Origin of the sequence: Burkholderia sp. A2 (assembly GCF_001729305.1) — a bacterium.
GTDB lineage: Bacteria > Pseudomonadota > Gammaproteobacteria > Burkholderiales > Burkholderiaceae > Burkholderia > Burkholderia sola.
Window position 1 is genome coordinate 93,517 of record NZ_LZXX01000105.1, and the last position, 26,624, is coordinate 120,140.

At 69.9% G+C, this 26,624-nt stretch carries 24 protein-coding genes; 13 read left to right on the forward strand and 11 right to left on the reverse strand.

The window, feature by feature from the left end:
• Positions 1-239: 239 nt before the first annotated feature.
• Complete coding sequence (locus tag A9Z05_RS20935) at positions 240-1,595, forward strand: MmgE/PrpD family protein (protein WP_034175433.1); 1,356 nt, start codon at positions 240-242, stop codon at positions 1,593-1,595.
• Entirely contained in the window at positions 1,592-2,923 is a 1,332-nt protein-coding gene (locus A9Z05_RS20940) for an LLM class flavin-dependent oxidoreductase (protein WP_069619760.1), read from the forward strand. Before A9Z05_RS20935 ends, A9Z05_RS20940 begins: the two co-directional genes overlap by 4 nt.
• Position 2,924: 1 nt before the next feature.
• Here A9Z05_RS20940 and A9Z05_RS20945 read toward each other — a convergent pair whose 3' ends face one another.
• The 4 genes from A9Z05_RS20945 to A9Z05_RS20960 are packed head-to-tail and all read right to left on the reverse strand — an operon-like array spanning position 2,925 to position 6,099.
• Positions 2,925-3,764: an amino acid ABC transporter ATP-binding protein gene (locus tag A9Z05_RS20945; protein WP_069619761.1), complete on the reverse strand. Its 840-nt coding sequence runs from the start codon at positions 3,762-3,764 to the stop codon at positions 2,925-2,927.
• A complete protein-coding gene (locus A9Z05_RS20950; RefSeq protein ID WP_059541707.1) occupies positions 3,751-4,536 on the reverse strand; it encodes an amino acid ABC transporter permease in 786 nt (261 codons plus the stop codon). Before A9Z05_RS20950 ends, A9Z05_RS20945 begins: the two co-directional genes overlap by 14 nt.
• Positions 4,526-5,260, reverse strand: coding sequence for an amino acid ABC transporter permease (locus tag A9Z05_RS20955; protein WP_046423283.1), 735 nt, complete (start codon positions 5,258-5,260; stop codon positions 4,526-4,528). Before A9Z05_RS20955 ends, A9Z05_RS20950 begins: the two co-directional genes overlap by 11 nt.
• Positions 5,257-6,099, reverse strand: coding sequence for a transporter substrate-binding domain-containing protein (locus tag A9Z05_RS20960; protein ID WP_006481078.1), 843 nt, complete (start codon positions 6,097-6,099; stop codon positions 5,257-5,259). The genes A9Z05_RS20955 and A9Z05_RS20960 overlap by 4 nt, the downstream gene beginning before the upstream one ends.
• 414 nt (positions 6,100-6,513) lie before the next feature.
• On the opposite strand from A9Z05_RS20960, the gene A9Z05_RS20965 reads away from it, so the two are divergent.
• From A9Z05_RS20965 to A9Z05_RS20975, 3 genes are all read left to right on the forward strand, one after another.
• Complete coding sequence (locus A9Z05_RS20965; protein ID WP_069619762.1) at positions 6,514-6,714, forward strand: hypothetical protein; 201 nt, start codon at positions 6,514-6,516, stop codon at positions 6,712-6,714.
• 14 nt (positions 6,715-6,728) lie between these two features.
• Positions 6,729-7,646 carry an AEC family transporter gene (locus tag A9Z05_RS20970; RefSeq protein ID WP_069619763.1) on the forward strand — a complete coding sequence of 306 codons (918 nt, stop codon included), beginning with the start codon at positions 6,729-6,731 and terminating at the stop codon, positions 7,644-7,646.
• A 244-nt stretch (positions 7,647-7,890) separates the two neighbouring features.
• The gene (locus A9Z05_RS20975; RefSeq protein ID WP_006481080.1) at positions 7,891-8,976 is read left to right on the forward strand and encodes a sigma-54-dependent Fis family transcriptional regulator; all 1,086 of its coding nucleotides are present in this window, start codon (positions 7,891-7,893) and stop codon (positions 8,974-8,976) included.
• Positions 8,977-9,031: 55 nt separating this feature from the next.
• On the opposite strand, the gene A9Z05_RS20980 is transcribed toward A9Z05_RS20975, so the two are convergent.
• The 7 genes from A9Z05_RS20980 to A9Z05_RS36335 are packed head-to-tail and all read right to left on the reverse strand — an operon-like array spanning position 9,032 to position 17,079.
• Complete coding sequence (locus A9Z05_RS20980; RefSeq protein WP_059500453.1) at positions 9,032-10,141, reverse strand: LLM class flavin-dependent oxidoreductase; 1,110 nt, start codon at positions 10,139-10,141, stop codon at positions 9,032-9,034.
• Positions 10,138-10,890, reverse strand: coding sequence for an LLM class flavin-dependent oxidoreductase (locus tag A9Z05_RS20985; RefSeq protein ID WP_059543307.1), 753 nt, complete (start codon positions 10,888-10,890; stop codon positions 10,138-10,140). The genes A9Z05_RS20980 and A9Z05_RS20985 overlap by 4 nt, the downstream gene beginning before the upstream one ends.
• Positions 10,887-11,945, reverse strand: a complete 1,059-nt coding sequence (locus A9Z05_RS20990) for an LLM class flavin-dependent oxidoreductase (protein ID WP_006481081.1) — start codon at positions 11,943-11,945, stop codon at positions 10,887-10,889. The genes A9Z05_RS20985 and A9Z05_RS20990 overlap by 4 nt, the downstream gene beginning before the upstream one ends.
• On the reverse strand, positions 11,942-12,964 hold the full coding sequence (locus A9Z05_RS20995; protein ID WP_069619764.1) for an LLM class flavin-dependent oxidoreductase: 1,023 nt from the start codon (positions 12,962-12,964) through the stop codon (positions 11,942-11,944). Before A9Z05_RS20995 ends, A9Z05_RS20990 begins: the two co-directional genes overlap by 4 nt.
• Positions 12,961-14,334, reverse strand: coding sequence for an LLM class flavin-dependent oxidoreductase (locus A9Z05_RS21000; RefSeq protein WP_069619765.1), 1,374 nt, complete (start codon positions 14,332-14,334; stop codon positions 12,961-12,963). Before A9Z05_RS21000 ends, A9Z05_RS20995 begins: the two co-directional genes overlap by 4 nt.
• 13 nt (positions 14,335-14,347) lie before the next feature.
• Positions 14,348-16,693 (reverse strand): TonB-dependent receptor, encoded by a 2,346-nt coding sequence (locus tag A9Z05_RS21005; protein ID WP_084044398.1) that lies wholly within the window; start codon positions 16,691-16,693, stop codon positions 14,348-14,350.
• Between the two features lie 38 nt (positions 16,694-16,731).
• The gene (locus A9Z05_RS36335; protein ID WP_141723453.1) at positions 16,732-17,079 is read right to left on the reverse strand and encodes a hypothetical protein; all 348 of its coding nucleotides are present in this window, start codon (positions 17,077-17,079) and stop codon (positions 16,732-16,734) included.
• Between A9Z05_RS36335 and A9Z05_RS21010 the strand changes: the two genes are divergently transcribed.
• The 8 genes from A9Z05_RS21010 (at position 17,078) to A9Z05_RS21045 (ending at position 26,522) form a co-directional block, all read left to right on the forward strand.
• A complete protein-coding gene (locus A9Z05_RS21010) occupies positions 17,078-18,319 on the forward strand; it encodes an SfnB family sulfur acquisition oxidoreductase (RefSeq protein ID WP_069619766.1) in 1,242 nt (413 codons plus the stop codon). The two genes, A9Z05_RS36335 and A9Z05_RS21010, sit on opposite strands and share 2 nt — an antisense overlap.
• Positions 18,319-19,947 carry an ABC transporter substrate-binding protein gene (locus A9Z05_RS21015; protein ID WP_226193066.1) on the forward strand — a complete coding sequence of 543 codons (1,629 nt, stop codon included), beginning with the start codon at positions 18,319-18,321 and terminating at the stop codon, positions 19,945-19,947. Before A9Z05_RS21010 ends, A9Z05_RS21015 begins: the two co-directional genes overlap by 1 nt.
• A gap of 4 nt (positions 19,948-19,951) precedes the next feature.
• Positions 19,952-20,953 (forward strand): ABC transporter permease, encoded by a 1,002-nt coding sequence (locus A9Z05_RS21020; protein ID WP_006481085.1) that lies wholly within the window; start codon positions 19,952-19,954, stop codon positions 20,951-20,953.
• Positions 20,950-21,780 (forward strand): ABC transporter permease, encoded by an 831-nt coding sequence (locus A9Z05_RS21025; protein ID WP_069619767.1) that lies wholly within the window; start codon positions 20,950-20,952, stop codon positions 21,778-21,780. The genes A9Z05_RS21020 and A9Z05_RS21025 overlap by 4 nt, the downstream gene beginning before the upstream one ends.
• The gene (locus A9Z05_RS21030) at positions 21,777-23,474 is read left to right on the forward strand and encodes an ABC transporter ATP-binding protein (RefSeq protein WP_069619768.1); all 1,698 of its coding nucleotides are present in this window, start codon (positions 21,777-21,779) and stop codon (positions 23,472-23,474) included. The genes A9Z05_RS21025 and A9Z05_RS21030 overlap by 4 nt, the downstream gene beginning before the upstream one ends.
• Positions 23,471-24,355, forward strand: a complete 885-nt coding sequence (locus A9Z05_RS21035; RefSeq protein ID WP_006481087.1) for an alpha/beta fold hydrolase — start codon at positions 23,471-23,473, stop codon at positions 24,353-24,355. Before A9Z05_RS21030 ends, A9Z05_RS21035 begins: the two co-directional genes overlap by 4 nt.
• 78 nt (positions 24,356-24,433) lie before the next feature.
• A complete protein-coding gene (locus A9Z05_RS21040; RefSeq protein ID WP_050766535.1) occupies positions 24,434-24,979 on the forward strand; it encodes a GNAT family N-acetyltransferase in 546 nt (181 codons plus the stop codon).
• Positions 24,980-24,983: 4 nt separating this feature from the next.
• Positions 24,984-26,522, forward strand: a complete 1,539-nt coding sequence (locus A9Z05_RS21045) for an MFS transporter (protein ID WP_069619769.1) — start codon at positions 24,984-24,986, stop codon at positions 26,520-26,522.
• The last annotated feature ends 102 nt before the right edge of the window (positions 26,523-26,624 follow it).

Consider the following 26,624-nt stretch of genomic DNA (forward strand, 5'->3'; position numbering starts at 1 on the left):
CAGCACGCTGCCGGTCGGCAATCACCCGGTTCATCGACGGCGTCATGCACGGAGCGAAGTTATCTGGCTCCCCTCAGGCTCCCCTCAGGCAGCGCTGAATACGCGATATAGAAAGCTCGAATACTTGGTTGGGCCCGTGCGAATGCTTCGCTAGTATCCGACGCTCCCATCGGAGCCGGAACCGGAAGGATCCGGCTGCGCCGCCCGTTGCGGCATTTCGCGACTTCCCAACTGCCGACATGTCTTCCCACTCGATTCCCGACGGCATCACGCGCCGGCTGGCCGCCGCGATCGCGTGCGCCGAGCCCGCGCGTGATCCATCCGCCATCGCAGCCGCGCGGCGCGGCCTGCTCGATTTTCTTGCCGCCGCGTTCGCCGGCGCGCGCGACAGCGGTTACCGCAAGCTGCTGGCGGTGTGCGGCCGCGATTCGGCCGGGGCGGCAGCGGTCATCGGTCGCGCGACTCCGGCGTCGCCGCACGATGCGGCGCTGCTCAACGGCTATGCGGGCCACGCGCTCGACTACGACGACGTGCACAGCAGCGTGCGCGGCCATCCGGGCACCGTGCTGCTGCCGGCGCTGCTCGCGCTCGCGCAGGTGCGCGCACGCAGCGCGCTGGACCTGCTCGACGCATACGTCGTCGGCGTCGAGACGATGGCGCGGGTCGGTCTCGCGCTCGGCAGCCGCCACTACGAACTCGGCTTCCACAACACCGCGACACTCGGCACGCTCGGCGCGGCCGCCGCCGCGGCACGTCTGCTCGGGCTCGATGCGGCGGCCACCGACAACGCACTCGGCATGGCCGCGACGCAATCGGCCGGGCTGCGGCTGCAGTTCGGCAGCGAGGTCAAGCCGTTGCACGCGGGCCTGGCGGCGCGCGCGGGCCTGTTCGCCGCCGAACTCGCGGAGGCGGGACTGGCCGGCGCACCGGGCGCACTCGACGGCCCGGAAGGATTCTTCGCCGTGTTCGGCGGCGGCGCGGCGCAGCCGGCGCGCGTGCTGGCCGACTGGGGCGCGCCGTGGCAGATCGTGACGCCCGGCCTGTACTTCAAGCCGTGGCCGTGCTGCACGGCAACCCATTACGCGGTACAGGCCGCGCTCGATCTGCGCGCTCGCCACCGCATCGCGCCGGCGGACATCGATGGCATCGCGGTCACCTTCCCGCCAGGCGGCGACACGCCGCTGTCGAACCGGCTGCCGGCAACCGGCCTCGAAGCACGCTTCAGCGTGGAATACGCGGTGGCCGCCGCGCTGACGGACGGGCCGCCCGGTGTCGCGACGTTCGCCGACGTGCCCGTGCGCGACGACCTGATCGCGCTCGCCGCGCGCGTGTCGCGGCGCCACGATGCCGCGGCGCCGCGCGCGTCGACCGATCCCGCGACGCGCTTCTCGGTCGTCGAGATCGCGCTTCGCGGCGGCGACACGCTGCAGCAGCGCACCGAACGCCTCGTCGGCACCGACGATCTCGCCGCGAAGTTCGCGGATGCAACCGCCCACGATCCCGCGCTCGCGTTCGTGCCGGAACTGATCGACACGATGCGAAGCACGGCCGATCTCGCACGCCTTTTCCACACCTTTACGTCGCTTCAATCATGAGCACCGATCGCAGCACACCTTCCCGCCGGCAGATGCGCCTGGGGCTGTTCCTCCAGGGCGCCGGGCACCACGTCGCCGGCTGGCGCCACCCCGACGCCGAATCCGGCAGCGAGAACTTCGACCTGCTGCGCCGCGTCGTGCAGACCGCCGAGCGTGCGAAGTTCGACATGGTCTTCCTCGCCGACGGCCTGACGAGCGGCCCGGACGCGCACCCGTCGATGGCGATGCGCTTCGAGCCGCTGAGCCTGCTGTCCGCGCTCGCGATGCATACGCGGCACATCGGCCTCGCGGCGACCGCGTCGACGACGTACAGCGAGCCGTACCACATCGCACGCGTGTTCGCATCGCTCGACCACCTGAGCGGCGGGCGCGCGGCATGGAACGTCGTGACGACCTCGTACGACCGCACCGCCGCGAACTTCACGCGCGGCAACCATCCCGATCACGCGCAGCGCTACGAGATGGCCGGCGAATTCGTCGACGTCGTGAAAGGGCTGTGGGACAGCTGGGACGACGACGCGGTCGTCAGGGACAAGGCGCGCGGCGTATATTTCGACCCGGCGAAGGTGCACGTGCTCGATCACGCAGGACGCTTCTTCAACGTGAAGGGGCCGCTGAACGCGTCGCGCCCGCCGCAGGGCCATCCGGTCGTGATTCAGGCCGGCTCGTCGGGCCCCGGTCAGGCGCTTGCCGCGCGCACCGCTGAAGTGGTGTTCACCGCGCAGCAGACGCTCGAGGAAGCACAGGCGTTCTATCGCGACCTGAAGGGGCGGCTCGCGGCATACGGCCGCGCGGAGGACGCACTGGCCGTGATGCCGGGTGTATTTCCGGTGATCGGCCGCACCGAGCAGGAGGCCAAGGACAAGTATGCGCAGCTCCAGCAATGGACGGACACGTCGGGCGCGCTGACGCTGCTGTCCGACCGTCTCGGCCACGACGTGTCGAAGTATCCGCTCGACGGCCCGCTGCCCGACCTGCCCGAATCCGATCAGTTGAAGAGCCGCGCGAAGCTGCTGACCGATCTCGCACGCCGCGAGAACCTCACGCTGCGCGAACTCTACTATCTCGTCGCCGGCGCGCGCGGGCACCGGATCGTGTGGGGCACGCCGACGCAGGTCGCGGACGCGCTGCAGGAATGGTTCGAGGGTGGCGCCGCGGACGGCTTCAACATCATGCCGCCCTACTTCCCGGGCGGACTCGACGATTTCGTCGAGCATGTCGTGCCGGAGCTGCAACGGCGCGGCTTGTTCCGCACCGAATACGAGGGCACGACGCTGCGCGACCATCTCGGGCTCGCGCGGCCGCCGAGCCGCTACGCAGCGCGTTGACTCAGACCGCGAAGCGCGTCAGGTCGAGTGCGATCGGCGCGCTGTCGCGGCTGGCGTGCGGGCTGCCGGCCGGGCCGAGCGCATGCGCGAGGAAAGCCCGCGTGCGCGTGCTTTGCGGCGCCCGGAACAGTTGCGTGGCCGGCCCGTGCTCGACGATCACGCCCGCCTCGGTGAAGTAGACGACGTCGCTGATTTCCTCGGCGAACCGCATCTCGTGCGTGACGAGCACGCAGGTCATGCCGTCGCGCACGAGATCCCGGATCACCGCCAGCACGTCACCGACGGTTTCCGGATCCAGCGCGGACGTCACCTCGTCGAACAGGATCAGGTCGGGCTGCATCGCGAGCGCGCGAGCGATCGCGACGCGCTGCTGCTGGCCGCCCGACAGCTCGCCGGGGTACGCATGCGCCTTGTCGCCGAGGCGCACGCGTTCGAGCAGCGCGTGCGCGGTGCGCACGGCTTCGGTGCGATCGCGGCCGAGAATCCTGACCGGCGCGGCGACGAGGTTGTCGAGCACGCTCAGGTGCGGAAACAGGTTGTACTGCTGGAACACGAAGCCGACGCGCTTGCGCAGCGCGATTTCGTCGCGCTCCGATGCGAGCCGGTCGACGCGCGTGCCGTCGACGTCGATCAGGCCGCGCTGCGGCCGCAACAGCCCCGTGATGCAACGCAGGATCGTCGATTTGCCGGAGCCGGACGGACCGATGATCGACACGGCCTGGCCGCGGTGCACGTCGAGATCGATACCGCGCAGCACGGGCGTCGTGCCGTAGGACAGATGCACGTCGCGCAGGCGGACGAGCGGCTCGTCCGCGCCGCGCGGAATTTCAGTGGAATGCATGACGTCGTTCGAGAAGGCGGGTGAAACGGGCAATCGGGTAGCAGTACGCGAAAAACAGGCCGAGTACCGTGAAATAGACGACGACGGTGAAGTCGGCGCGCGCGACGGTATTGCTCGCGACCTGCGCGGTGTCGAGCAGGTCGTGCACGCCGACGAGCGACGCGAGCGCGGTGGCCATCGTGATGCTCGCGTACAGGTTCATCCACGGCGGCAGCATGCGGCGCACGCATTGCGGCAGGATGATCCAGCGGAACACCTGCACGCGGCTGAACGCGAGCGAGCGTGCGGCGTCCCACTGCGCATGCGGAATCGACTGGATCGCGCCGCGGAAGATTTCCGCGAAGTTCGCGCTCGCCGGCAGCGCGAGGCCGAGCGTCACCTTGAACCAGTCCGGAAACGGCAGCGACGCATGGCCGAACCTGATTTCGAACGGGAATACATAGGTCGAGAAATAGATCAGCACGAGCAGCGGCGCATTGCGGAACACCTGCACGTAGGCGCGCGCCGCAACGCGTGCGATGCCGAGCCGCGACAGCGTCAGCGGGCCGAGCACGAGGCCGGCGAGCGTGCCGAGCGCGATCGCCAGCGCGCTGATGCCGATGTTGACGAGCATCGCGTTGCCGAGCGCGGGCAGCCACGTGACGAGCGCGACGAGCGTCGGGTGGCGGCGACCGGCAACGGCCAGCGCGACGACCGCCAGCGCGGCCAGTGTTGCCGCGACCGCGGGCCAGCGCACGAGGCGCGCGGGCGATGCGAGCGTGTCAATGGCCATAGCCGGGTATCCTCAAGCGGTGTTCGAGCCAGCGTCCCGCGAGGTTGACCGTGAACGTGAGCGCGCCGAAGAAGAGCAGGATCAGGATCATCAGCTCGAGCACGTTGTCGCGCTGCGTCCAGATCATGATCGACGCATAGGTGACATCGCCGACTGCGATCGCCGACGCGACCGTCGTCATCTTCACGAGGTCGACCAGGTTGTTGACGAGCGCCGGTAGCGCGAAGCGCACCGCGAGCGGCAGCTGCACGTGCCAGAGCCGCTGGCGGCGGCTGTAGCCGAGCGACTGCGCGGCTTCCAGCGTGGCGCGCGGCACCGCTTCGAGGCCGGCGCGCAGCGCTTCCGCATGGAACGCGCCCTTGTGCAGCGAGATCACGATCACGCTCCAGATGAACGGCGTCAGCGGATTGCCGCCCAGATCGCGCAGTGCGGCGCTGATCAGCATGTTGACGACGAGGAATGCGCAGAACAACTGGACGAGCGTCGGTGTGTTGCGGGTGACTTCGACGAATGCGCGCGCAGGTCGCGCCAGTGCCGCGCTGGGCGACACCAGCAACGCGGCGAGCGCGACACCGCAGGCGAGGCTGCCGAGCGCGGTCGCGATCGACAGTTCGAGCGTCACGCCCATCCCGTGCACGAACGACGCGCGTTCGTCCGGGGCCAGCACGAAGCTGTAATCGAGGCCGAGCTTGCGGAGCGCGTCGACGGCGGCGGCTGCCGTCATGTGCGCTGTGCCTTGAGCTTCGCGTGCAGGTCGAGCACGCCTTGCGACGGCGTCATGCCGTTCCTGCGCTCGACGTCGAGCAGCCAGCCGCTGCGATGCCAGTCCTGGACGATCCGGTCGAGCGCGCTCTGCGTATCGGTCTCGCCCTTGCGGACCCAGATCACCGCCGGCGACGGAATCAGGTCGGTCGGCAGCGGCGTCGCATAGTCCTTCCAGTCCGGATTGCGCGCGACGAGCATGCGCAACGTCGGCGCGACGTGCACGGCGGCCACGCAGTTGTTGCCGCGCAGCGCGAGCAGCGATTCGGGCTGGCCGCGGAACGCCTTCACCTGCGCGCCGTATTCCGTCGCGAGCGGCTTCGTGTAGTTGCTGCCCTGCGACACGCAGACCGGCTTGCCGCGCACGTCGGCCCAGGTCTTGATGCCGCTGTCCTTGCGCGCGATCAGTGCGCCGCCGATGAACTCGAACGGCGTCGGCGCATACGACAGTATTTCCGCGCGCTCCGTCGTCAGCTCCATGTTGGCGATCAGTGCGTCGACCTTGCCCTGCTGCAGGAACTGCACGCGGTTCGACGGCTGCACCGGTGTCAGCTCGACGTCGACGCCGAGCCGTTTCGCGACGTCGTTCGCCAGATCGACGTTGAAGCCGACCGGCTTTTGCGTCGCGGGATCGAGCGAGCCGAACGGCGGCCCCGACAGGATCACGCCGATCGCGATCTTGTGACGTTGATGGATGCGGTCGAGCGTGCTGTCCGCGCGAGCAACACCGGAAAAAGCGGCAAGAAGGGCGGCGACGAGCAGCGCATGGCCCGACGTAGTGCGAAACGATCTGCTGAACATGGGAAAGAGGGACGTTGTTTGGGTGAAGCGGGGCGGCGCGTCGCGCGCCCGGTTGTCGGGAGCGTGTATTTTCTGGATGCGGTACGCATCCAAGAACCAAGAAATTCTCATACCGTTATCTGGTCCTCCGATTTACGCAGAGGAACACGACGCTCCCGCGGCCGGAATGGCGATGTGGCGGAGGGCTTTCACCAGCATGGGCGGCGACGATCTTCGTGAATCAGTGGTCCGCTCCTGCTACGCGGCCCGGCGTTGCGAGGCTGGAGGCGCGCGCCGTTCCGCCCTCGCGATCGTCCGATCATCCCGACGGTTGTCCAAATTACCTTTGGATCTGGATTTCATATTTTTTATTCTTTTTATGAATTTCACGATTCTGTCATATTGCTGGGCACCGCCTTTAATCGGACGAGAAAAATGTCAAAGACCACCATCGTCGCGACGATCGGGCCTGCGCCGAATACCGCTGAAACGCCGCTTGCGCTGCACCGTGCGGCGATCTCGCGCGACTACCTGCTGTTCGCGCGGGCCGGTGCGCCGTTGTACGAGCGCGCAATGGCCGCATTCATCGGCGTCCATCGCGCGGTCGTGCTGGCGAAGACGCGTGTCCTCGCGTGACGGGATCCCAACCGATGCAGACCGTCCTGACCGCGCTGGTTCCGATTTTCGTGCTGATCCTGACGGGATTCGTGCTGCGGCAGCGCCGCCTGCTGCCGGACGCATTCTGGCTGCCATGTGAAACGCTGAACTACTACTACATGTTTCCCGCGCTGATGTTCGGCCAGGTCGCGAAAGCCAATCTGACGCAGTTTCCGGTGCGGCCGATCGCGGCCGCGATCCTCGGCGCGGTGGCCGCGAGCGCGGCGCTGCTGTATGCGTGGCGAGCGTGGAGCCGGCAGCCGGGGGCGGTGTTTTCGTCGGTGATCCAGGGCGCATTGCGGCCCAACACGTATGTGGGCGTCGCGGCGGCCGCCGCGCTGTACGGCAGCGTCGGTCTCACGCTCACGTCGATCAGCATCGCGGTCGCGATTCCGCTGCTGAACGTCGCGTCGATCATCGTGCTGATGCAGCACGGCCGCGGCGGCGCGCCGTCGGCGCGGCAGATCGGCGGCGCGCTGCTGAGAAACCCGGTCATCATGTCGGTCGTGCTCGGCGCCGCGTTCAACCTCAGCGGGCTGCGTTTGCCGGACGTGGTGGCAAGCGTGCTGTCGATTCTCGGCGCCGCGTCGCTGCCGCTCGGCCTGCTCGCGGTGGGCGCGGGCCTCGACGTGAAAGCCGCGAAGGCAGCGCGCGGGCCGGTATTCCAGTCGTCGGTGATCAAGTTGCTGCTCGTGCCGCTCTTGACCTTCTGGATCGGTTTCAGCCTCGGCATCCGGGGGCCGGCACTCACGACGATCGTGCTGTTCAATGCGCTGCCGTGCACGCCGTCCGCCTACATCATGGCGAAGCTGCTCGGCGGCGATCACCGTTTGTCCGCCGGCATCATCACGGTGCAGACGGTACTTGCGGCCGTCACGATGCCGCTGGTGCTGCTCATGTTCCACGGTTGAACCGGATTCGCGCGACCGGGCGTGGCGACGCGCAGAAGGCCGGCAGCGCGCGGCGGACCGGCCTTTCAAGCGCCGACATCCGCACGCATCGGACCGCACGCTGCGCGACGCACACGGGATTCGTTATCTGCGCACGACAGCGAAGCATCACAGCAATCGGTATTTTGCGCGCGCTCGAGGTTGACTAAGATCAAACCCTCGAGCGGACGCCCGTATCGCCAACCGGTCCGCCCACGCCCGAATCATGGACAACCGCACAGATTCTCCCCCGCTCATTGCGCTGCCGGAAAGCGAGCAGCGCCCCCTTTCGGTGCGCGCGAAAGCGCTCGTGTTCGCCGATCCTGCATCGCGTGCGGTACTGCGCTTCGTCGAGCAGATCGGGCCCAGCGTCGCGCCCGCGCTGATTCTCGGCGAAACGGGCACCGGCAAGGAACTGGTCGCCCGCCATATCCACCATGTCAGCGGCCGCACGGGTGCGTTCATCGCGGTCAACTGCGGCGCGATCAACCCGCAGCTCGCGGAGAGCGAACTGTTCGGCCACGAGGCCGGCGCATTCACGGGCGCGCAGGGTCGCCGCATCGGCTATTTCGAGGAAGCGCACGGCGGCACGATCTTTCTCGACGAGATCGGCGATCTCGCGCCGCCGCTGCAGGCGAAGCTGCTGCGCGTGCTGCAGGAAGGCGAAGTGACGCGCGTCGGCGCAACGCGTGCGCGGCCGGTCGACGTGCGCGTCGTCGCGGCCACCAACGTCGATCTCGAACAGGCCGTGCTGGCCGGCAATTTCCGGATGGACCTGTTCTACCGGATCAATCTCGCCCGCGTGCGCCTGCCGCCGCTGCGCGAGCGGCCGCAGGACATCCTGCCGCTCGCCGAGCATTTCCGCGGGCGCTATTGCGCGCAACTGAAGCGGCCGCAGCCGATGCTGTCCGAGGGCACGGTCCAGGCGCTGCATGCGTATCCGTGGCCCGGCAATATCCGCGAGCTGGAAAACGTCATGCATCTCGCGCTGCTCGTGTCGAACGGCAACCTGATCCGCCCGGAGCACCTGAAGTTCTCGGAGGCGCTTGCCGGCTATGCGCGCGCGGACGACGCGGCGGCGCTGCCGCAGGACGACATCCGCGCGGGCGTGCGTCGCCTGTTTCGCGCGCCCGGCGAAAGCCTGTTGCGCGACATCGAGGAACTGGTCGTGTGCGAGGCGTTCGAGCACTGCCGGTTCAGCCAGGTGCGCACCGCGGCGCTGCTCGGCGTCACGCGCAATACGATGCGTACGCTGCTCGCGCGTTACGGGCTGCTGAACGAGCCGCGCGCAGAATCGGCGTTCGACGACTGACCGGCCGGCGCTCCGGCGGCCCCGCAGCCCCGCGTCGCGGCGGTGCTCCAGCCGGTTACGGCACGCTCGTGCGCGCCAGGCGCGTGCGGACGCGCGGCAAGACATCCTCGCCCACGCGTGCCGCTTCCTCGAGGTTCGGATACGACGACAGCAGGAACGTCTCGATGCCGAGCGCGCGGTATTCGTGAATGCGTGCGGCGACCTGGTCGTAGCTGCCGACGATCGCGGTGCCCGCGCCGCCGCGGATCAGGCCGACGCCGGCCCACAGGTTCGGATACACCTCCAGCTCGCGCAACGAGCGCAGCGCGCCGCGGCTGAGCGCGGTCTGCCGCTGCTGGCCGACCGATTCGTACGCGGCCAGCTTGCGCTGCGCGTCGACATAGGTCTGGTCGGAAATCTCGCTGAGCAATTCATCGGCGCGCGCCCATGCGGCGCGTTCGGTCGCGCGGGCGATCACGTGCACGCGCAGCCCGAAGCGCAACCGGCGGCCGTGCATCGCGGCCAGCGCGCGCAGCCGCGCGAGCCGCTCGCGCACGGCGTCGGGCGGCTCGCCCCACAGCAGGTACGTATCGGCCTGGCTCGCGGCCACCTGCTCGGCGAGCGTCGACGCGCCGCCGAGATAGAGCGCGGGCGGGGTCGCGAGCGGCACGCCGGCATGCGCGGGGCTCAGCGTGTAATAGCGGCCGGCGACGGAATGGCCGCCGCCTTGCCACAGACGCCGCAGCACCCGCAGGTATTCGGACGTGCGCTGGTAGCGTGCGTCGTGATCGAGAAAATCGCCGAGCGCGCGCTGCTCGTAGGCGCTCGAGCCGTTCACCGCGAACAGGCGCAGGCGCGCGCCGCTCATGTGCTGCAGGGTCGCGGCCTTGCGCGCGATCTGTTCGGGCTGCTCGAGCCCGGGCCGGAACGTGACGATCAACGCGATGCGCTGCGTCGCGCGCGCGAGCTGCGCGCTGACGAGCCACGGATCCTCGAAGCCCGCGGCCATCGGCAGCAGCAGGCTGTCGAAGCCCGCAGCCTCGGCCGCGCGGGCGACGCCGCGCAGGTATTCGGGCGTCGCCGGCCGATAGTCCTGCATGAAGGTCGGCGGGCGCGGCAGCCCGCTGTTGGCCAGATGCGGCCCGTCGCCGTTGGTCGGCAGGAACCATGCGAAATCCACGCTCATGCATCCCCTCGTCGGCGGTTCGCCCGCTGCGCGGCGCGTGCGCGGCGCGCGGCGTCGAACCGGATCATGCGCCGGAGCGCGACGCCGGCCGGCGGCGGCGCGAGCCCGCGTGCGCGATACGCGTGTTCGACGGCCGCCGCGAGCGGCGGCGCGCTCGCGGGCACCAGCAGGCCGTCGCACCACGGCGCGGCGAACGCGATCTCGTGCCGCTCCGCGACCGACCAGTAGACGGGCGGCCGCTGCGCGGCGAGATCCGGCAGGCGCGCATGCTCGGCGCGGTAGTAGGTGCCGCGATACTGCAACGGCGACTCGGTCGCCCACAGCGCGCGCAGGATCGACAGGAATTCGGCGCTGCGCGCGAGCCGCTGGTCGCGGTTCAGGTGCATCGCGCGGTCGGTCGCGTCGACGTCCGGCGCATCGGCTTCGAGTGCCAGACATGCACGGCCGCGGCTCAGCGACTGCAGGCTCTGCGCGAGATGCGCGGCGGCGATGGGCAGCATCGCGCCCGCCTGCAGCGTCACCATCACGCGCAGCGCCGGCAGCGCGTCGACGAGCGCGGCGGCCGCCATCCACGGATCGGGGCCGGTGCGCTGCACGGGCAGCAGGATCGCATCGCAGCCGGCCGACACGCCGGCCTCGGCGATCGCGATCCAGTCGGCGACCAGGTCGCGCCGCGTGGTGTTGCAGCCGGTGTCGCTACCGATGTCGTAGCCGGTATCGAGCCGCAGCAGCAGACGCGGCGCGCTCATGCAGCGGCCTGCGCCGGCTGCCAGCCGAGCGCCGGCGCAATCGTTTCCGCAAGCGTGCGCAGCCGGGCCAGCGCATCGTCGAGCGATGAGCTTTCCGATTGCACGACCGGCAGGAAATAGTCGGCGAACGGGAACAGTGCCGGGTCGCCGCGCAAGCTTTCGATCACGTCGTCCGGATGCCCGTAATGGACGTTCAGCAGCCGCACGATCTGCTCGGGCTCGGTCACGTCGGGATGGCCGCTCGCCGCGAGCCACGGGATATGCCGCACGACGTCGGGCGCCAGCGCGGCGAGCGCAGTGCGACGGTCCCGCGCGGGAAACACTGCGCGCACCACGCCGATGCGCGGCCGCGCTGCGTCGGCGTTCGCGCGTTCGCGCCATGCGTCGAGATACGCGTGCGCGAGCGGCAACTGCACGGTGCGCGGATCGTGCACGGCGGTGCCGAGCAGCAGGCCGTTGCCGTGCCGCGCGGCGAACCGCGCGCCGTCGGGCGATGCGTGCGAATGCCACAGGCGTTCGCGCACGCCCGGCGCCGCGGGCTGCAGCACGAGCGGCGGCGCATCATCAGCGGCGCCGCGGGTGACCGGCTGGCCGGCGAGCGCATCCTGCAGGCGTTCGAGCGCGGCCGCGAAGCGCGCCTGGCGCGTGTCGACGTCGAAGCCGAACGCGGCGAACGCGTCGAGGTTCGCGCCGCCGCTGCCGAGCCCGAGTTGCAGCCGGCCGCCCGCCAGCGCATCGAGTACCGCCGCATCCTCGGCGAGCCGCAGCGGATCCTCGAGCGACAGCGTGACGATGCCGGTGCCGAGTTCGATGCGGCGCGTGCGTTGCGCGACGGCGGCCAGCAGCACGAGCGGCGAAGGCAGCCGGCCGTACTCCGCGCGGAAATGATGCTGCGCGACGAAACCGCCGTCGAAGCCGAGCTGTTCCGCCGCGACGAACAGCGTCTCGAGATCCGCGTACACGCGGCGCGCGTCGCCGGCGCCGTGCACGTGCGTGAGAAAGCCGAGCTTGAACGGCCGGCGCGCGGCCGGTGCGGGGGAGGACGAATGGGTCATGTCGGGATCGGATCGGAGGTGAGCGAAGCGGCTTCAGGCCCGGCGGCGGCCGGCGTCCAGCCAAGCGCCGGTGCGATCGCTGTTGCGACGGCTTCGAGCCGTCGCAGCGCGTCGCGGTGCGAGGTGCTCGCGGTCTGCACCTGCACGACGAGTTCGGTCGTGCCGGGCAGCGCGGGATCGGCATGCAAGGCCGCCACGATGTCGGCGGGCGTGCCGCGCAGCACGCCGAAGCGGTCCAGCAACGCGGGGACGTCGGCCGGCGCGGGCGCCGATACGCCGCCGGCCCGCGCGAGCCGTTCGGCGTAACGCAGGATGTCGGGGCCGAGCGTGGTTTCGACGCTCGCCGCATCGTCGCCGGGCACGACTGCTCGTACGAGTGCGACGCGCGGGACGTGCGGATGCGTCCACGCGCGGCGATAGCGCGCCACGAGTGCCGCTTCGCCGTCCTGATCCGGGCGCGTGCGCGCGACGATCAGCCCGTGACCGTTGCGTGCGACCGCTTCGGCATCGCCGGTCGCTTGCCAGACACGTGCGGCCAACGTGGGCGCGGGCGGTTGCAGCGTCGCCCCGGCCGGGGTGACCGGCGCACCGTCCAGCGCGCGCCGCAACGACGCGAGCGCCTCGGCCTGCAGCGCCGCGCGCGCAGCGAAATCGCGGCCGAACGCGGCGAACACGTCCGGCTCGAAGCCGGCGCCGACGCCGAGCTGCAGCCGGCCGTCGGCCAACGCGTCGAGCACGGCCGCATCCTCGGCGACTCGCAGCACCGACTCGAGCGGCAGCACGATCACGCCGGTGCCGAGCGCGATGCGCCGCGTGCGGCGCGCGGCCGCCGCCAGCAGCACGAGCGGCGACGGCAGGCGACCGGTTTCGCTGCCGAAATGGTGCTGCGCGACCCACGCGCTGTCGAAGCCGAGCGCTTCCGCCGCGTCGATCAGTGCGAGCGTGTCGTGCAGCACGTGCGGCGACGGGTCGGGCGCGTACACGCGCGTGAGCACGCCGAGACGAAACGGGCGCGTCATGCGGCACCTCCGCCGACGGGCGCGACCGTATCGCCGCGCAGCGACGACGGGCGACGGAAGAACGGCGGCCGCGGCAGCCCGAGCTGATCGCGCAGCGTCGGGCCTTCGTACTCGGTGCGGAACAGCCCGCGGCGCTGCAGTTCGGGCACGACGAGGTCGACGAAATCGTCGAGGCCGCCGGGCACCCATGCGAACGCGACGTTGAACCCGTCGGCGCCGTACGACCGGAACCATTCCTCGAAGCGATCGGCGATGGTCTTCGGCGTGCCGGTCACGACGCCCGCGCTGGCAAAGCGCTCGTAGAGCTGGCGGATCGTCAGGTTCTCGCGGCGCGCGAGATCGACGATCAGTTGCTGGCGGCTCTTGCTGCGATTGCTCGGCGGCAGCTCGGGCAGCGGGCCGTCGAGCGGATAGCCGGACAAGTCGAAATCGCCCGTGTTGTCGGCGAGCAGCCGCAGCCCGAGCACCGGGTCGATCAGGTCCTGCAGCGCGCGCAGCTTGTCGCGCGCGTCGGCCTCGGTCGCGCCGACGATCGGCATCACGCCGGGCAGGATCTTCAGGTGTTCGGGGCGGCGGCCGTATTGCGCGAGGCGGCCCTTGACGTCCGCATAGAACGCCTGCGCGTCGTCGAGCCGGTGCTGCGCGGTGAAGATCACTTCCGCGCAGCGCGCCGCGAGCTCGCGGCCCGCGTCCGACGAGCCGGCCTGCACGAGCACCGGATGCCCCTGCGGCGCGCGCGCGACGTTCAGCGGGCCGCGCACGCTGAAATGCGGCCCGTGATGATCGAGCACGTGCAGCTTGCGATGATCGAAATGCAGGCCGGCCGCCTTGTCCTCGATGAATGCGTCGTCTTCCCAGCTGTCCCAGAGCCCGGCCACGACGCGCTGGAACTCGTCGGCGCGCGCGTAGCGATCGGCGTGCGCGAGGTGCGGCGCCGCGCCGAAATTCGCCGCTTCGTCGGGCACCACCGACGTCACGAGATTCCACCCGGCGCGACCGCCGCTCAGGTGATCGAGCGACGCGAACTTGCGGGCGATGTGGTACGGCGCGTTGTAGGTCGTCGTCGCGGTCGCGATCAGCCCGATGCGGTGCGTGACGGCCGCGAGCGCGGCGAGCAGCGTGAGCGGCTCGAACGTATCGGCGCGCGCGCTGCGGCGTAGCGAATCGATGTGGCTGCCCTGCGTGGCGACCACGTCCGCGACGAACAGCGCATCGAGCTTGCCGCGCTCGGCCGTCTGCGCCATCCGGCGGAAATGCGCGAAGTCGCGGTTGCCGTTCGGTTGCGCGAGCGGATGACGCCAGCCGACCACGTGGCTGCCGCCGCCGTTCAGCATCGCGTTGAGTTTCAGTGTATCGGTGCGGCGCGTCATTCGGCGGGACTCCTCAATACGTGTAGGTCACGCGCACGCCGACGGTGCGCGGCTCGCCGGCCGCGGCGACGTTGGTGCCGGGCAGGAAGAAGTTCTTCGTCAGGTCGTACTGGCGGTTGAACAGGTTGCGCGCCCACAGCGCGACGTCCCAGTGCCGGTCGGGCGACGTGACGGTCAGGCTCGCGTTGACGAGCCAGTAGCTGTCGACCGTGTAGTTCGGGCCGAGCAGCAGCAATTGCGAATACGCGTCGCGGTAGCTGTAGTTGGTCTCCGCGCGCAGCCGGTAGCCGCCGGCGAGCCAGCTGTACGCAACTTGTCCGCCGTAGCTCAGGCGCGGGAAGCTGAGCGCGCTGCCGTTGTAGTCGGTGAACACGTTGTGGCCGCTGGCCGCCGACGCCTGCGTGTTGTACGTGACGAACGGCGACGTGTACTTGCCGCTCTTGTAGCCGACGTACTGCGAGATTTCCAGCCCGCGCACCGGCTGCCATTTCAGGTCGGTCTCGAAGCCGTCGATGCGCGATTTCGGCGCGTTGACGAACGTGCCGATCAGCGATTGCGAGTTCGGGTCGAAGGTGGCCGACAGCACTTGCTGATCGCGATAGTCGTAATGGAACGCCGACGCGTTCCAGCGCAGCGTGCGCGTGAGGTCGGCCTTGAAGCCCACTTCGTACGCGGTCAGCGATTCCGGCTTGAACGGCGCGAGCGCGTTCGAATTGCCGGTGTTGTGCGCGGTGAAGCCGCCCGACTTGTAGCCGCGGCTGACGGTCGCGTAAAGCATCGTCGCCGGCGCGAGATCGAATTCGAGGCCGACCTTGCCCGACGTGCCGTTCGACGTCAGCGACTGGTTCGCGTCGCCGCCCTGGAAGCCCGCGAACGGCACGAACGACGGCGTCAGCATGCCGGACGCGAAGCCGCGCAGTTCGCGCTTCTCGTGCTCCTGGCGCACGCCGACGATGCCGCGCAGGCGCCTGGTGATGTCGTAGGTCGCCTGGCCGTAGACGCCGAGCGTATCGACCGACTGGCGGTAGCGCGTGAGCGCGATGAAACCGAGCCGGTCGCTGAAGTCGGAATAGAACTTCTCGTCGAGATCGTCGTGCGAGTAGAACAGGCCGGTGACCCAGCGCAATCGCGTGTCGCCGCGCGACGACGCGCGCAGCTCCTGCGTGACTTCGTTGACGGTGTCGTCGAAGTATTCGTCGGAATCGTGGTATCGCGTCGCGTCCCAGTCCGAATACTCGCGACGGTGCAGGTAGTTGTACGCGGTGATGCTCTTCAGCTCAACCGGGCCGAGGTTCCACGTCGCGGTCAGGTCGACGCCGCCGTTCACGTTGTCGCGCCCCGGCTTCGCGTCGGTCGACAGGCCCGTCGCGCGCGAAAACGCGGGGCTCACGCCCCAGCCCGTCTTCGTGTGGTCGGCGTCGGCCGGGATCACCTCGCCGGTCTTGGTCGACGTGTAAGGCGAGAACAGGTAGAGCCCCGTGTTGTCGGACTTGTCGAAGCCGCCGTGTGCGCCGAAGTGCAGCTTGAAATCGCGCGCGACGTCCCAGTCGAGCTGCGCGCGTGCGGCGGCGCTGTCGTGGTTGCCGAGCGTCTGGTTGGTCGCGCGGTTGTTCTGCCACGCGCCGAAGTCCTGCGTCGTGAACGCGAAACGGCCGCGCACGCGCTCGCTCAGCGGCCCGGACACGTAGCCTTCGGTCGTCAGCAGGTTGTGCGTGCCGTATTCGACGCTCGCGCCGGCTTCGAAATCGCGGGTCGGCTGGTTCGTGATGAAGTTCACCGTGCCGCCCGTCGTGTTGCGGCCGTACAGCGTGCCCTGCGGGCCGCGCAGCACTTCGACGCGCGCGATGTCGAACAGTTGCCCCTGCGTCTGGATCGGCAGCGCGTACGCGACGTCGTCGACGTTGATGCCGACCGTCGACGCGTTGTTCGACGTGTAGTCGTTGAAGCCGACGCCGCGAATCCGGAACTGCGGCTGGCCGCCGCCGAACGCGGGCTCGACTTCGACGCTCGCGGTCGCGTGCTGCAGGTCGTTGACGGTCTCGACGTTCAGCGTCTTCAGGTCGCTGCCCGACAGGACCGACATCGACGTGCCGACCCGCTGCGCCGATTGCTGCCGCCGCTGCGCGGTGACGATCACGTCCTTCAGCTGGGCCTCCGCGACCGGCGCGCTGCCGTTCGCATGCGCCGCGCCGGAGGCCGCCGCCGGGTTGCCCGATGCAGCCGATGCACCCGGTGTGATCGGTGTTGCCGCGGCCGCCGACGCGGCGATCGGCGCCGCGATCGCGGCCGGCTGCTGCTGCGCATGCAGCGCCGGCGCGGCGGCCAGCAGTGCCGATGCGCCGAGTGAAGCGCTCAACATCGTGTATTTCATCCGTCTATCCCCAAATCGAAGCGTTGTTATGCGTGTGGTCCGGCGCGGCGCGCATCGGATCGGCGGCGGCGCGGCTCGGCAGTGCGTGAGCGGAGCTTTGCAACTGGCGTGCCAATGGGCGCTCGGGCGCGCCCCATAACGGCCTGGCGCCGAAAGCACAGGCCGGATGCCGCCGCATGCGCACCTGCGTTCCAGTCGTTTTGCTGGATTTCCAGCAGCGCCGCCGCGCCGCGCGCGGCGTGCTGCATTTGCGGCATCTCGCTGGAAATCCAGCGCGCCGCACGCGGTGCGATGACCGCACAGGCCGACAGGCCGGTATTGGCATGGTGCTTGCTGTCGACGGAAGCCATGCACCCGTCCACGAGGATCTTCATGAACGCTTTCACGTCCGCCGACACGCCGGCCCGCGCGTCGTCCCCGCTGTCCTCCCGTCCGCCCGCGAGCCTCATCGCCGACGACGCGCACGCGCTCGAAACCGCGCGCCGGCTCGCCGACGAACTGGCGCGCGACGCGGCGTTGCGCGACCGCGAGCGGCGCCTGCCGTTCGCGGAGCTCGACCTGTTCTCGGGCAGCGGGCTGTGGGGCATCACGGTGCCGCGCGCGTTCGGCGGCGCGGACGTGTCGCTCGCGACGCTCGGCGAAGTCGTGCGGACCATCGCGCAGGCGGACCCGTCGATCGGCCAGTTGCCGAAGAATCATTTCCACGCGCTCGACGTGATCCGGCTGACGGGCGACGATGCGCAGCGCCGCAAGTTCTTCGGCCTCGTGCTCGACGGCGCGCGGATCGGCCATGCGGCGTCCGAGCGCGGCACGAAGAACGCGCTCGAGATCGGCACGCGGCTGTCCCGGCGCGGCGGGCGGCTCGTGCTCGACGGCCAGAAGTTCTATTCGACGGGCGCGCTGTTCGCCGACTGGATCGCGGTGCTCGCGCTCGACGACGACGGCCGCTACGTGCAGGCGCTGGTCGAGCGCGACCGGCCGGGGCTCGACATCGTCGACGACTGGAGCGGCTTCGGGCAGCGCACGACGGCGAGCGGCACGCTGACGTTGTCGGGCGTGGAGGTCGACGAGCAGGACGTGGTGTCGATCCAGGCCGCGTTCGAGCGCCCGACGCTCGCGGGCCCGGTATCGCAGTACCTGCACGCGAACATCGACGTCGGCATCGCGCGCGCGGCGCTGGCCGACACGCTCGACTTCGTGCGCACGCGCAGCCGGCCGTGGGCCGACAGCGGGATCGCGCGCGCGTCCGACGATCCGTACGTGATCCGCGACGTCGCGGACGTGCAGGTTCGCCTGCTCGCGACCGAAGCGCTGCTCGACCGTGCGGCCGCGGCGCTCGACGCGTTGCCGGCCGAACTCGACGACGCGCAGGTCGCGCATGCGTCGGTGCAGGTCGCGGCCGCGAAGGTGCTGAGCACCGAACTTGCGATCCTCGCGACCAACAAGCTGTTCGAACTGTCGGGCACGCGCTCGGTGCTGAGCGAATACAACCTCGACCGTCATTGGCGCAATGCGCGCACGCATACGCTGCACGATCCGGTGCGCTGGAAATACCATGCGATCGGCAACTACGTGCTCAACCACGTCAACCCGCCGCGCCACGGCTACCTGTGATGACCGACACGCTCACGACTCCATCGCCGTTCGCGCCGAAGGACCCGGCGCGGCGCCGCTATGCGCTCGCCGCCGCGTGGGCCGCGGCCGGGCTCGGCGGCGCGGCCCGCGTGTTCGCGGCCGACGCCGCGGCCGTGCCGGTGCGCGGCGGCACGCTGTCGCTGTTCGCGCAGCCGGAGCCGCCGTCGCTCGTCAACGCGCTGACGCCGCACGTCGCGTCGCAATACGTCGGCGGCAAGATCTTCCAGGGGCTGCTCGGCTTCGACCCGCAACTGCGCGCGGTGCCGGTGCTCGCGCGCAGCTGGCGCGCGTCGGCCGACGCGCTGACGTACACGTTCGAGCTGCAGCCGGGCGTGCGCTGGCACGACGGGCAGCCGTTCGGCGCGCAGGACGTGGTGGTCACGCTGAAGGAAATCGCGCCGCAGGCGCTGCCGCGCACGAAGGTGACGTTCGACAAGTACGTCGCGTCGATCGATGCGAGCGGCCCGCTGCAGGTGACGATCCGCCTGAAGAAGCCGTATGCGGGGCTGATCAACCTGCTCGGCAGCGGGCTGCTGCCGATCCTGCCGGCGCACCTGTACCAGGGCAAGGACCCGCGCAGCAATCCCGCGAACCAGCATCCGGTCGGCACCGGCCCGTTCGTGTTCCGCGAATGGAAGCGCGGCGCGTACATCCGTGTCGCGCGCAACCCGGATTACTGGAAGAAGGGGCTGCCGTATCTCGACGGGATCGTGTTCAACGTCGTGCCCGACGCGGCCGCGCGCTCGATCGCGTTCGAACGCGGGCAGATCCATGCGCTGCGCGCGGGCGACGTCGACTACGCGGACATCGCGCGGCTCGCGAAGCTGCCGGGCGTCGAGATCACGACGCAGGGCTGGGAGCTGTTCACCGGGATGGCCTTTCTCGAACTGAACCAGCGCAAGCCGCCGTTCGACAACGTGCTCGTGCGCCAGGCGGTGTTGCATGCGCTCGATAGGCAGTTCATCGTCGACCGGATCTTCTTCGGCTACGGGAAGGTGGCGAACGGGCCGTTCGTGTCGTCGTCGCCGTTCTACGATCCGAACGTGCCGCGCTTCGCATACGACCCGGAGCGGGCGCGCGCGCTGATCCGGCAGTCGGGCGTCGACGTCGGCAAGTTTCCGCTCGTGCTGATCAACGGCGAGAAGGGCGGCGCGTGGGAGCGGGTGGCCGAATACACGCAGCAGGCGCTCGGCCAGGCCGGCTTCCGGCTGCGCGTGCAGACGACCGATGCAGCCGGCTGGTACGCGCGCGTCGCGAACTGGGATTTCGACCTGAGCTACAACTTCCTGTTCCAGAACGCGGACCCGGATTTCGGCGTCGCGCCGCTGTACCGGATCGACGGCATCTCGAAGGGCTCGCCGTTCGGCAACGTCGAGGGCTACCGCAATCCGCAGGCCGATGCGCTGTGGGACGCGGCCGCGCTGGACACCGATCCGGCCGCACGCCGCGCGCGCTACGCGCAGCTCCAGACCACGCTCGCGAACGACGCGGCGATCGCGAACATCTTCGAGATGGTGAACCCGACGGTGTACCGGCGCAACGTCCACAACCTGCTGCGCACGGCCACCAGCGTGAACGACAGTCTCGAGGACACGTGGATCGGATGACACGATGAACACGGCGCTGCGCTTGACGTCGACGGTGCTCCGGGGCCTTGCGGTCGTGCTCGGCGTGCTGGTCGTGAACTTCTTCCTGATCCGGCTCGCGCCGGGCGACCCCGCGCTGATGCTCGCCGGCGACGCGGGCTCGGGCGACGCCGCGTACGTCGAACGGTTGCGTGCGCAACTCGGGCTGAGCCGGCCCCTCGTCGAGCAGTTCGTGCTGTATCTGCGCGATCTCGCCCACGTCGACTTCGGGTTCTCGTACCGCAACCAGCTGCCGGTCTTGCAGCTCGTCCTGGACCGCCTGCCCGCGACGCTGCTGCTGATGGCGGCCGCGTTCGCCGTGTCGGTCGTCGCGGGCGTGACGGCGGGTGCGATCGCCGCGTATGGCGAGGCGCGCGGCGGCCCAGGGATGCGCCGTATCGCCCGTGCGATCGGCGCGCTCGCGGTGATCGTCTACGCGACGCCGCTGTTCTGGCTGTCGCTGATGAGCGTGATCGCGTTCTCGGTGGTGCTCGGCTGGCTGCCGTCGTTCGGAATGGAAAGCGTCGGCGCCGGCTATACGGGGTGGCGCCGCGCGCTCGACGTGGCCGCGCATCTGGTGCTGCCGGCCACGACGCTCGGGCTCGTGTACGGCGCGATCTACGTGCAGCTCACGCGCGCCGCGATGCTCGAGGTGATCGAACGCGAATTCGTGCGCACCGCGCGTGCGAAGGGCGCGTCCGAGCCGCGCGTGATGATCCGCCACGTGCTGCGCAACGCGCTGTTGCCGGTCGTCACGCTCGGCGGGCTGCAGCTCGGCCAGCTCGCGGGCGGTGCGCTCGTGACCGAGATCGTATTCGCATGGCCGGGGCTTGGCGGACTGATGTACGACGCGCTGCTGCAGCGCGACTATCCGGTGCTGCTCGGGCTGCTCGCCGTGGTCGCCGCGCTCGTGGTGCTGTTCAATGCGCTGACCGACCTGCTGTACGGGATCGTCGATCCGCGCATCGACTGGCGGGGGGCGCGATGACGCGCGGCTTCCTGCGCCGTTTCATACGCGCGCGCGGCGCGGCGGCCGGCATGCTGTTTCTGGCCGTCGTCGCGCTCGTCGCGCTGAGCGCGCCGCTGTGGCTGCCGTCGCCGTGGCGCATGGCCGGCGAGCCGTTGCTGCGGCCGCTTCAGGCCGGCCATCCGCTCGGCACCGACATGCTCGGGCGCGACGTGCTGATCGCGCTGCTGTGGAGTGCGCGCGTGTCGCTGTTCGTCGGGCTCGCGGCGACGGTTGCGACCTTTGCGCTCGGTGCGTCGATCGGCGCGCTCGCGGGCTGGTGCGGCGGCTGGATCGACCGGGCGCTGATGGCGGTCACGACGCTGTTCCAGACCGTGCCGCAGTTCGCGGTCGCGGTCACGATCGCGGCCGTGCTCGGCGCGTCGCTCGAATCGACGATCGTCGCGATCGCCGCCGTGTCGTGGCCGGCCATCGCGCGGCTCGTGCGCGGCGAATTCATCGGGCTCGCGCAACGGGAATTCGTGCTCGCGGCGCGGCTCGCCGGCGAGTCGCCGGCCACGCTCGTACGGCGCCAGATCCTGCCGCACGTCTGGCCGCCGCTCGCGGTGCTGGCCGCGCTGATGGTCGCGACCGCGATCCTCACCGAATCGGCGCTGTCGTTTCTCGGGCTCGGCGATCCGTCGCAGATGAGCTGGGGCTTCATGATCGGCGCGGCGCGCAACGTCGTGCGCGACGCGTGGTGGCTGAGCATCTGGCCGGGGCTCGCGATCGTCGCGACCGCGCTGGCGATCAACCGGGTCGGCGAAGGGTTGCGGCACGCATCGGCGCTTGCGGAGCACGGGCGATGAGCGGCGCGCCGCTGTTGTCGATCGAGCGGCTCACGCTCGCGTTGCCGGCCGGCGCGGAACGCCGCGACGCGGTGCGCGACGTGTCGCTGACGCTCGCGCCCGGCGAGGTGCTGTGCGTGGTCGGCGCGTCCGGGTCGGGCAAGTCGCTGCTCGCGGCCGCGATCGCCGGCCTGCTGCCGCGCGGCGTGCGGCACGCGGGCGGGCGCATCGCATTGCGTGGCCGCGACCTCGCGCAGTGCAGCGACGCCGAATGGCGCGCGATTCGCGGCCGCGACGTGTCTATGGTTTTCCAGGAACCGCTCGCCGCGCTGAATCCGCTGATGACGGTCGGCGCGCAGGTCGACGAGGTGCTGCGCGTCCATCGCGTGCTGAGCGGCCGCGGCGACGGTGCGGCGCGCGCCGCGCGCGTGACGGCACTGTTGCGCGACGTCGGCCTGCCGGAGCCCGAGCGGCTGCGGCACGCGTATCCCGACGCGCTGTCGGGCGGCCAGCGCCAGCGCGTGCTGATCGCGATGGCGCTCGCGCTCGAACCGGCGCTGCTGATCGCGGACGAACCGACCACCGCGCTCGACGTCACCACGCAGGCGCGCATCCTGGCACTGATCGAGCATGCGGCGCGCACGCGGCGAACCGGCGTGCTGCTGATCACGCACGACTTCGGCGTGGTCGCGCGCGTCGCCGATCGCGTCGTGGTGTTGCGCGACGGCGAACCGGTCGAGAGCGGCCGCGCGGCCGACCTGCTGCGCGCGCCGCGCCATCCCTATACGCGTGCGTTGCTCGATGCGGTGCCGCACGGCCGCGTCGAGCCGCGCACCGTCGTTCGCAGCGGCGTGCCGGTGCTGGACGTGCACGGCTTGCGCAAGCGCCATGCGCCGCGTCGCGCATTGCCGTTCCTGCCGGCGCGAGGGCGACGCGGCGTCGATGCGCTGATCGACGTCGGCTTCACGCTGCATGCCGGCGAGACGCTCGGCATCGTCGGCGAATCGGGTTCGGGGAAATCGACGCTCGCGCGTGCGCTGGTGCGGCTCGCGCGGGTGGATGCGGGGCGCATCGTCCTGCGCGGCGAGCACGATCTCGCGCGCCTGCCGGAACGGGCGTTGCGGTCGCTGCGCCGCGACATCCAGATGGTGTTTCAGGACCCGTACGCATCGCTGAACACGCGTCAGACGATCGCGCAGATCGTCGCGACCGGCCCGCTCGCGCATGGTGTCAGCCGCCGCGACGCGTATCGGCGGGCGGCCGAGCTGCTCGCGCAGGTCGGCTTGCCGCCGGACGCGCTCGACCGGTATCCACACGAATTTTCCGGCGGGCAGCGGCAACGGATCAGCCTTGCACGTGCGCTGGCGCTCGAGCCGTCGATCCTCGTGGCCGACGAAATGGTCTCGGGGCTCGACGTGTCGGTGCAGGCGCAGGTGCTCGACCTGCTCGCGTCGGTGCAGCGAAGCCGCGCGATGGCGATCGTGTTCGTCACGCACGACCTGCGCGTCGCCGCGCAGATCTGCGACCGGATCGCGGTGATGCAGGCGGGGCGGATCGTCGAGCTGGGCGACACCGCACAAGTCTTCGGCGCCGCGCGCCACCCGTACACGCGCGCGTTGCTCGACGCGATGCCGGTATTGCCGGCGCGCGTGGTCGCGAACGGTGCGGCGGAGCCAGCCACGCGTGCTCATCGCATCAACGAGGAACAATCATGACCTCCGTTTCGAACGTCGCGGCCGATGCCTCGGTCGTCGTGGCCGGCGTGCCGGTCGAGGTGCGCGCCGGGCGCACGCTGAGTGTCGCGCATCGCGCCGCGCCGCACGGCTCGCCGCATGCGGGCACGGTGCTGTTCTTCGCGCACGGCGGCGGCGGCAACAAGAATCAGTGGCGTGCGCAGTGGCGCGCGTTCGCCGATGCGGGCTACGAACTCGTCGCATGGGATTTTCTCGGCCATGGCGACAGCCCGCACCCGCCCGCGCGAAACGGCGCGTACCACGGCGACGCAACGCTGCTCGACTATCTCGCGCTGTTCGACCGCTACAAGGGCACGCACAACGTGCTGGTCGCGCATTCGCTCGGCACCGGCAGCACGCTCGCGTTGCTCGATCGTCTGGCGACGCTCGGGCGGCTGCACGAAGCGAGCGGCGCGCTGCTGCTCGGCACGCAGCTCGCGCGCCCGGTGACACGGCCATCGGCATTGCCGGGCTGGTTGCTCGAATGGATCAAGCCCGTGTTCGCGCGGCGGTTCCGGCGGCTCGCCTGGCATCCGCAGGCCGATCCGGTGCTCGTCGCGTACGAGTCGCGCGTGGCGCGCCGCAACCGGATGACGACGTTCCAGGCCGTGCTGCGCGATGCACCGTGGCCCGATGCGGCTCGGCTCGCGGCGCTCGACCTGCCGGTCGCCGTGCTGGCCGGCGATGCCGACGGCCTGACGCCGCCGGCCGGCGGGCGTGCGCTGGCCGATGCGTTGCCGAATGCGACGTTCGACGTGCTGGCCGCCTGCGGGCATCAGTTGATGCTCGAGCGGCCCGATGAGGTCGGCGCCGCATTGCGTGCGCTGCTCGAGCGCGCGGTTCAGCCGGCGCCGTCGGCGTGAGCGTCGAGGTGTGCGTCGGCGGATGGATCATGACAAACCGGCCCGCGGTTCGGGCAACGGTGGATGAGGAGGCGTTTGATGTCTGAAGTCGAAGTTTCGTTGGATCGGCAGGACCGGCTCGTCTATGTGTCGGCCCGGGACCCGCTCACGCAGCCGCTGTTCGACGAGCTGGCGTACGAGTACAGCAGCCGTTACGCGGCTTATATCTCCGAGGACGAACTCGCGAAGGAGCTCGTGCGCTACCCGGTCGAAGCTTTCGCGCCGCCTCATGGCGCGTTCCTGCTGCTGTTGCGGGAAGGGCGCGCCATCGCGGGCGGTGCGTTCATGCGCCATCACACGCCGGCCACCGCGGAGTTCAAGCGCATCTGGGTCAGTCGCGCGCATCGCCGTCAGGGGCTGGCGCGGCGCGTGTTGGCGGAACTGGAGGCGCAGGCCGCGCGGCAAGGCTACACGCGCATTCACCTCGGCACCGGGCCGCGCCAACCGGAGGCGGTCGGCCTTTACCGGACCTCCGGCTATACGCTGCTGTCGTCGCACGATTTCGGCGAGGACGCGCCGCCCGGCGTGCTGTTCGAGAAATATCTGCTGCCGGTTCAGCCGGTGCATGCCGGCAACGTGGAATGAATTGATGACGCCGGACGAGCCGCACGCTTGCGTGCACACCGAGCTTGCCGACGCCGTTGCCCCGGCGCGACCGTCCGGGCGGTTCGGCTCACCTGCGCGACGGCTCGATGCGCGCGGTGCTTCGCACGATGCAAGCGCCAGCGCCGACATCGTGCTGGGCATCTGCGTCGCGATGGGCTTCACTACGCTGCTCGATCAGGCGATCTTCACGCTCGCGGTGCCGGCGCTCAGGAGCGGGCTGCGCGCGTCGACAGCCGAAATCCAGCTGATCACGTCGGTCTATTCGATCGCGTTCGGCATCGCGCTCGTCCCCGCCGGCCGGCTCGGCGACGCGTTCGGGCGCCGCCTGCCGTTTCTGGTCGGGCTTGCGATGTTCACCGGTTTCAGCGTACTGGGCGGCGTGGCGGACGATGCACGAACGGTGATCGCCGCACGCGTGCTGCAAGGGCTCGGCGCGGGGATGATCAATACGCAGATATTCGGCTTGATCCAGGACCTGTTCACCGGCACGGCGCAAGCCCGGGCCCTCGGACGATACGCGATGGCCGGCGGCCTGTCGGGGCTCGTCGGCCCGATTCTCGGCGGGCTGGTGCTTGCATCGGTTCCGCCGGACATCGGCTGGCGGCTGCTGTTCCTCGTCAATGCCCCGTTCGGGATCGCCGTGTTCTGTCTGGCGCTTCGGTATTTGCCGCGCCGCCGGTTGTCGGATCGCCGGTTTTCGATCGACCTGGTCGGGTTGATGCTTCTGTCCGCGATCACGCTCGCGCTCATGCTCGCCACGCTGGTCGGGAGTGCCGCGATGCCGTCGCGGCGCGTGTGCGTCGCGGTCGCGCTGGCCGGGCTGCCGTTGTTTCTCGCGTGGGAAGCCGCGTATCAGCGCCGCGGCGGCACGCCGATCCTGTCGCGCAGCCTGATCGGGTCGCGCGGCTATGTGCTCGGCACGATCGTCGCGATGTGCCAGTTTGCAGCGGGTGTCACGCTCGGGATGGTCAGCGCGTTGTTCTTTCTCGACGGCTTGCATCTCGACCCGCTGCTGTACGCCGCGCTGTCGATTCCTGCCGCGCTCGCATCGACCGCATCGGCGATGTGGAGCTGGCGTTTCGTCCGGCGCTTCGGCCGGGGCGGGACCGTGTTCGCGATAGCGTGCCATGCGCTTGCGGTCGCCGCGCAAGGTTGGGCGGCCGAATACCTCGAGGTTCGCTGGATCGTACTCACGTACCCCGCGATCGTGTTGCTGCAGGGCGTCGCCGGCGGCCTGATTCATGCGCCGAATCAGGCGATGACGCTGGCAGAAATCGGCCAGGATGAAGGACGTGGGCTGGCTGCGGGGTTTCTGCAGTTGTCGCAGCGCCTTGCGTGCTCGATCGGCATGTCGTGGGGAACCGGTGTGTTCCTGGTGCAGGCATCGTCTTCGGCCGGTTTGGCGGCATACCGCGCTGCGTTCGTCGAAGTGCTGATGCCGATATTGCTGCTGGTCGCCGGTGCGTTCGTGGCGGCATGCGCGGACTGGACGAGCAGGCGAGCGCAGCGTCCGACGGCGTGACCGGCAGGACGGGCCGCATTCCTTTGATGCATTCCGATCTCTACGTTACGTCATCCTGATTATGTGTATCTGTGTGCATAACGATTTCAAAAATGCTTGGTT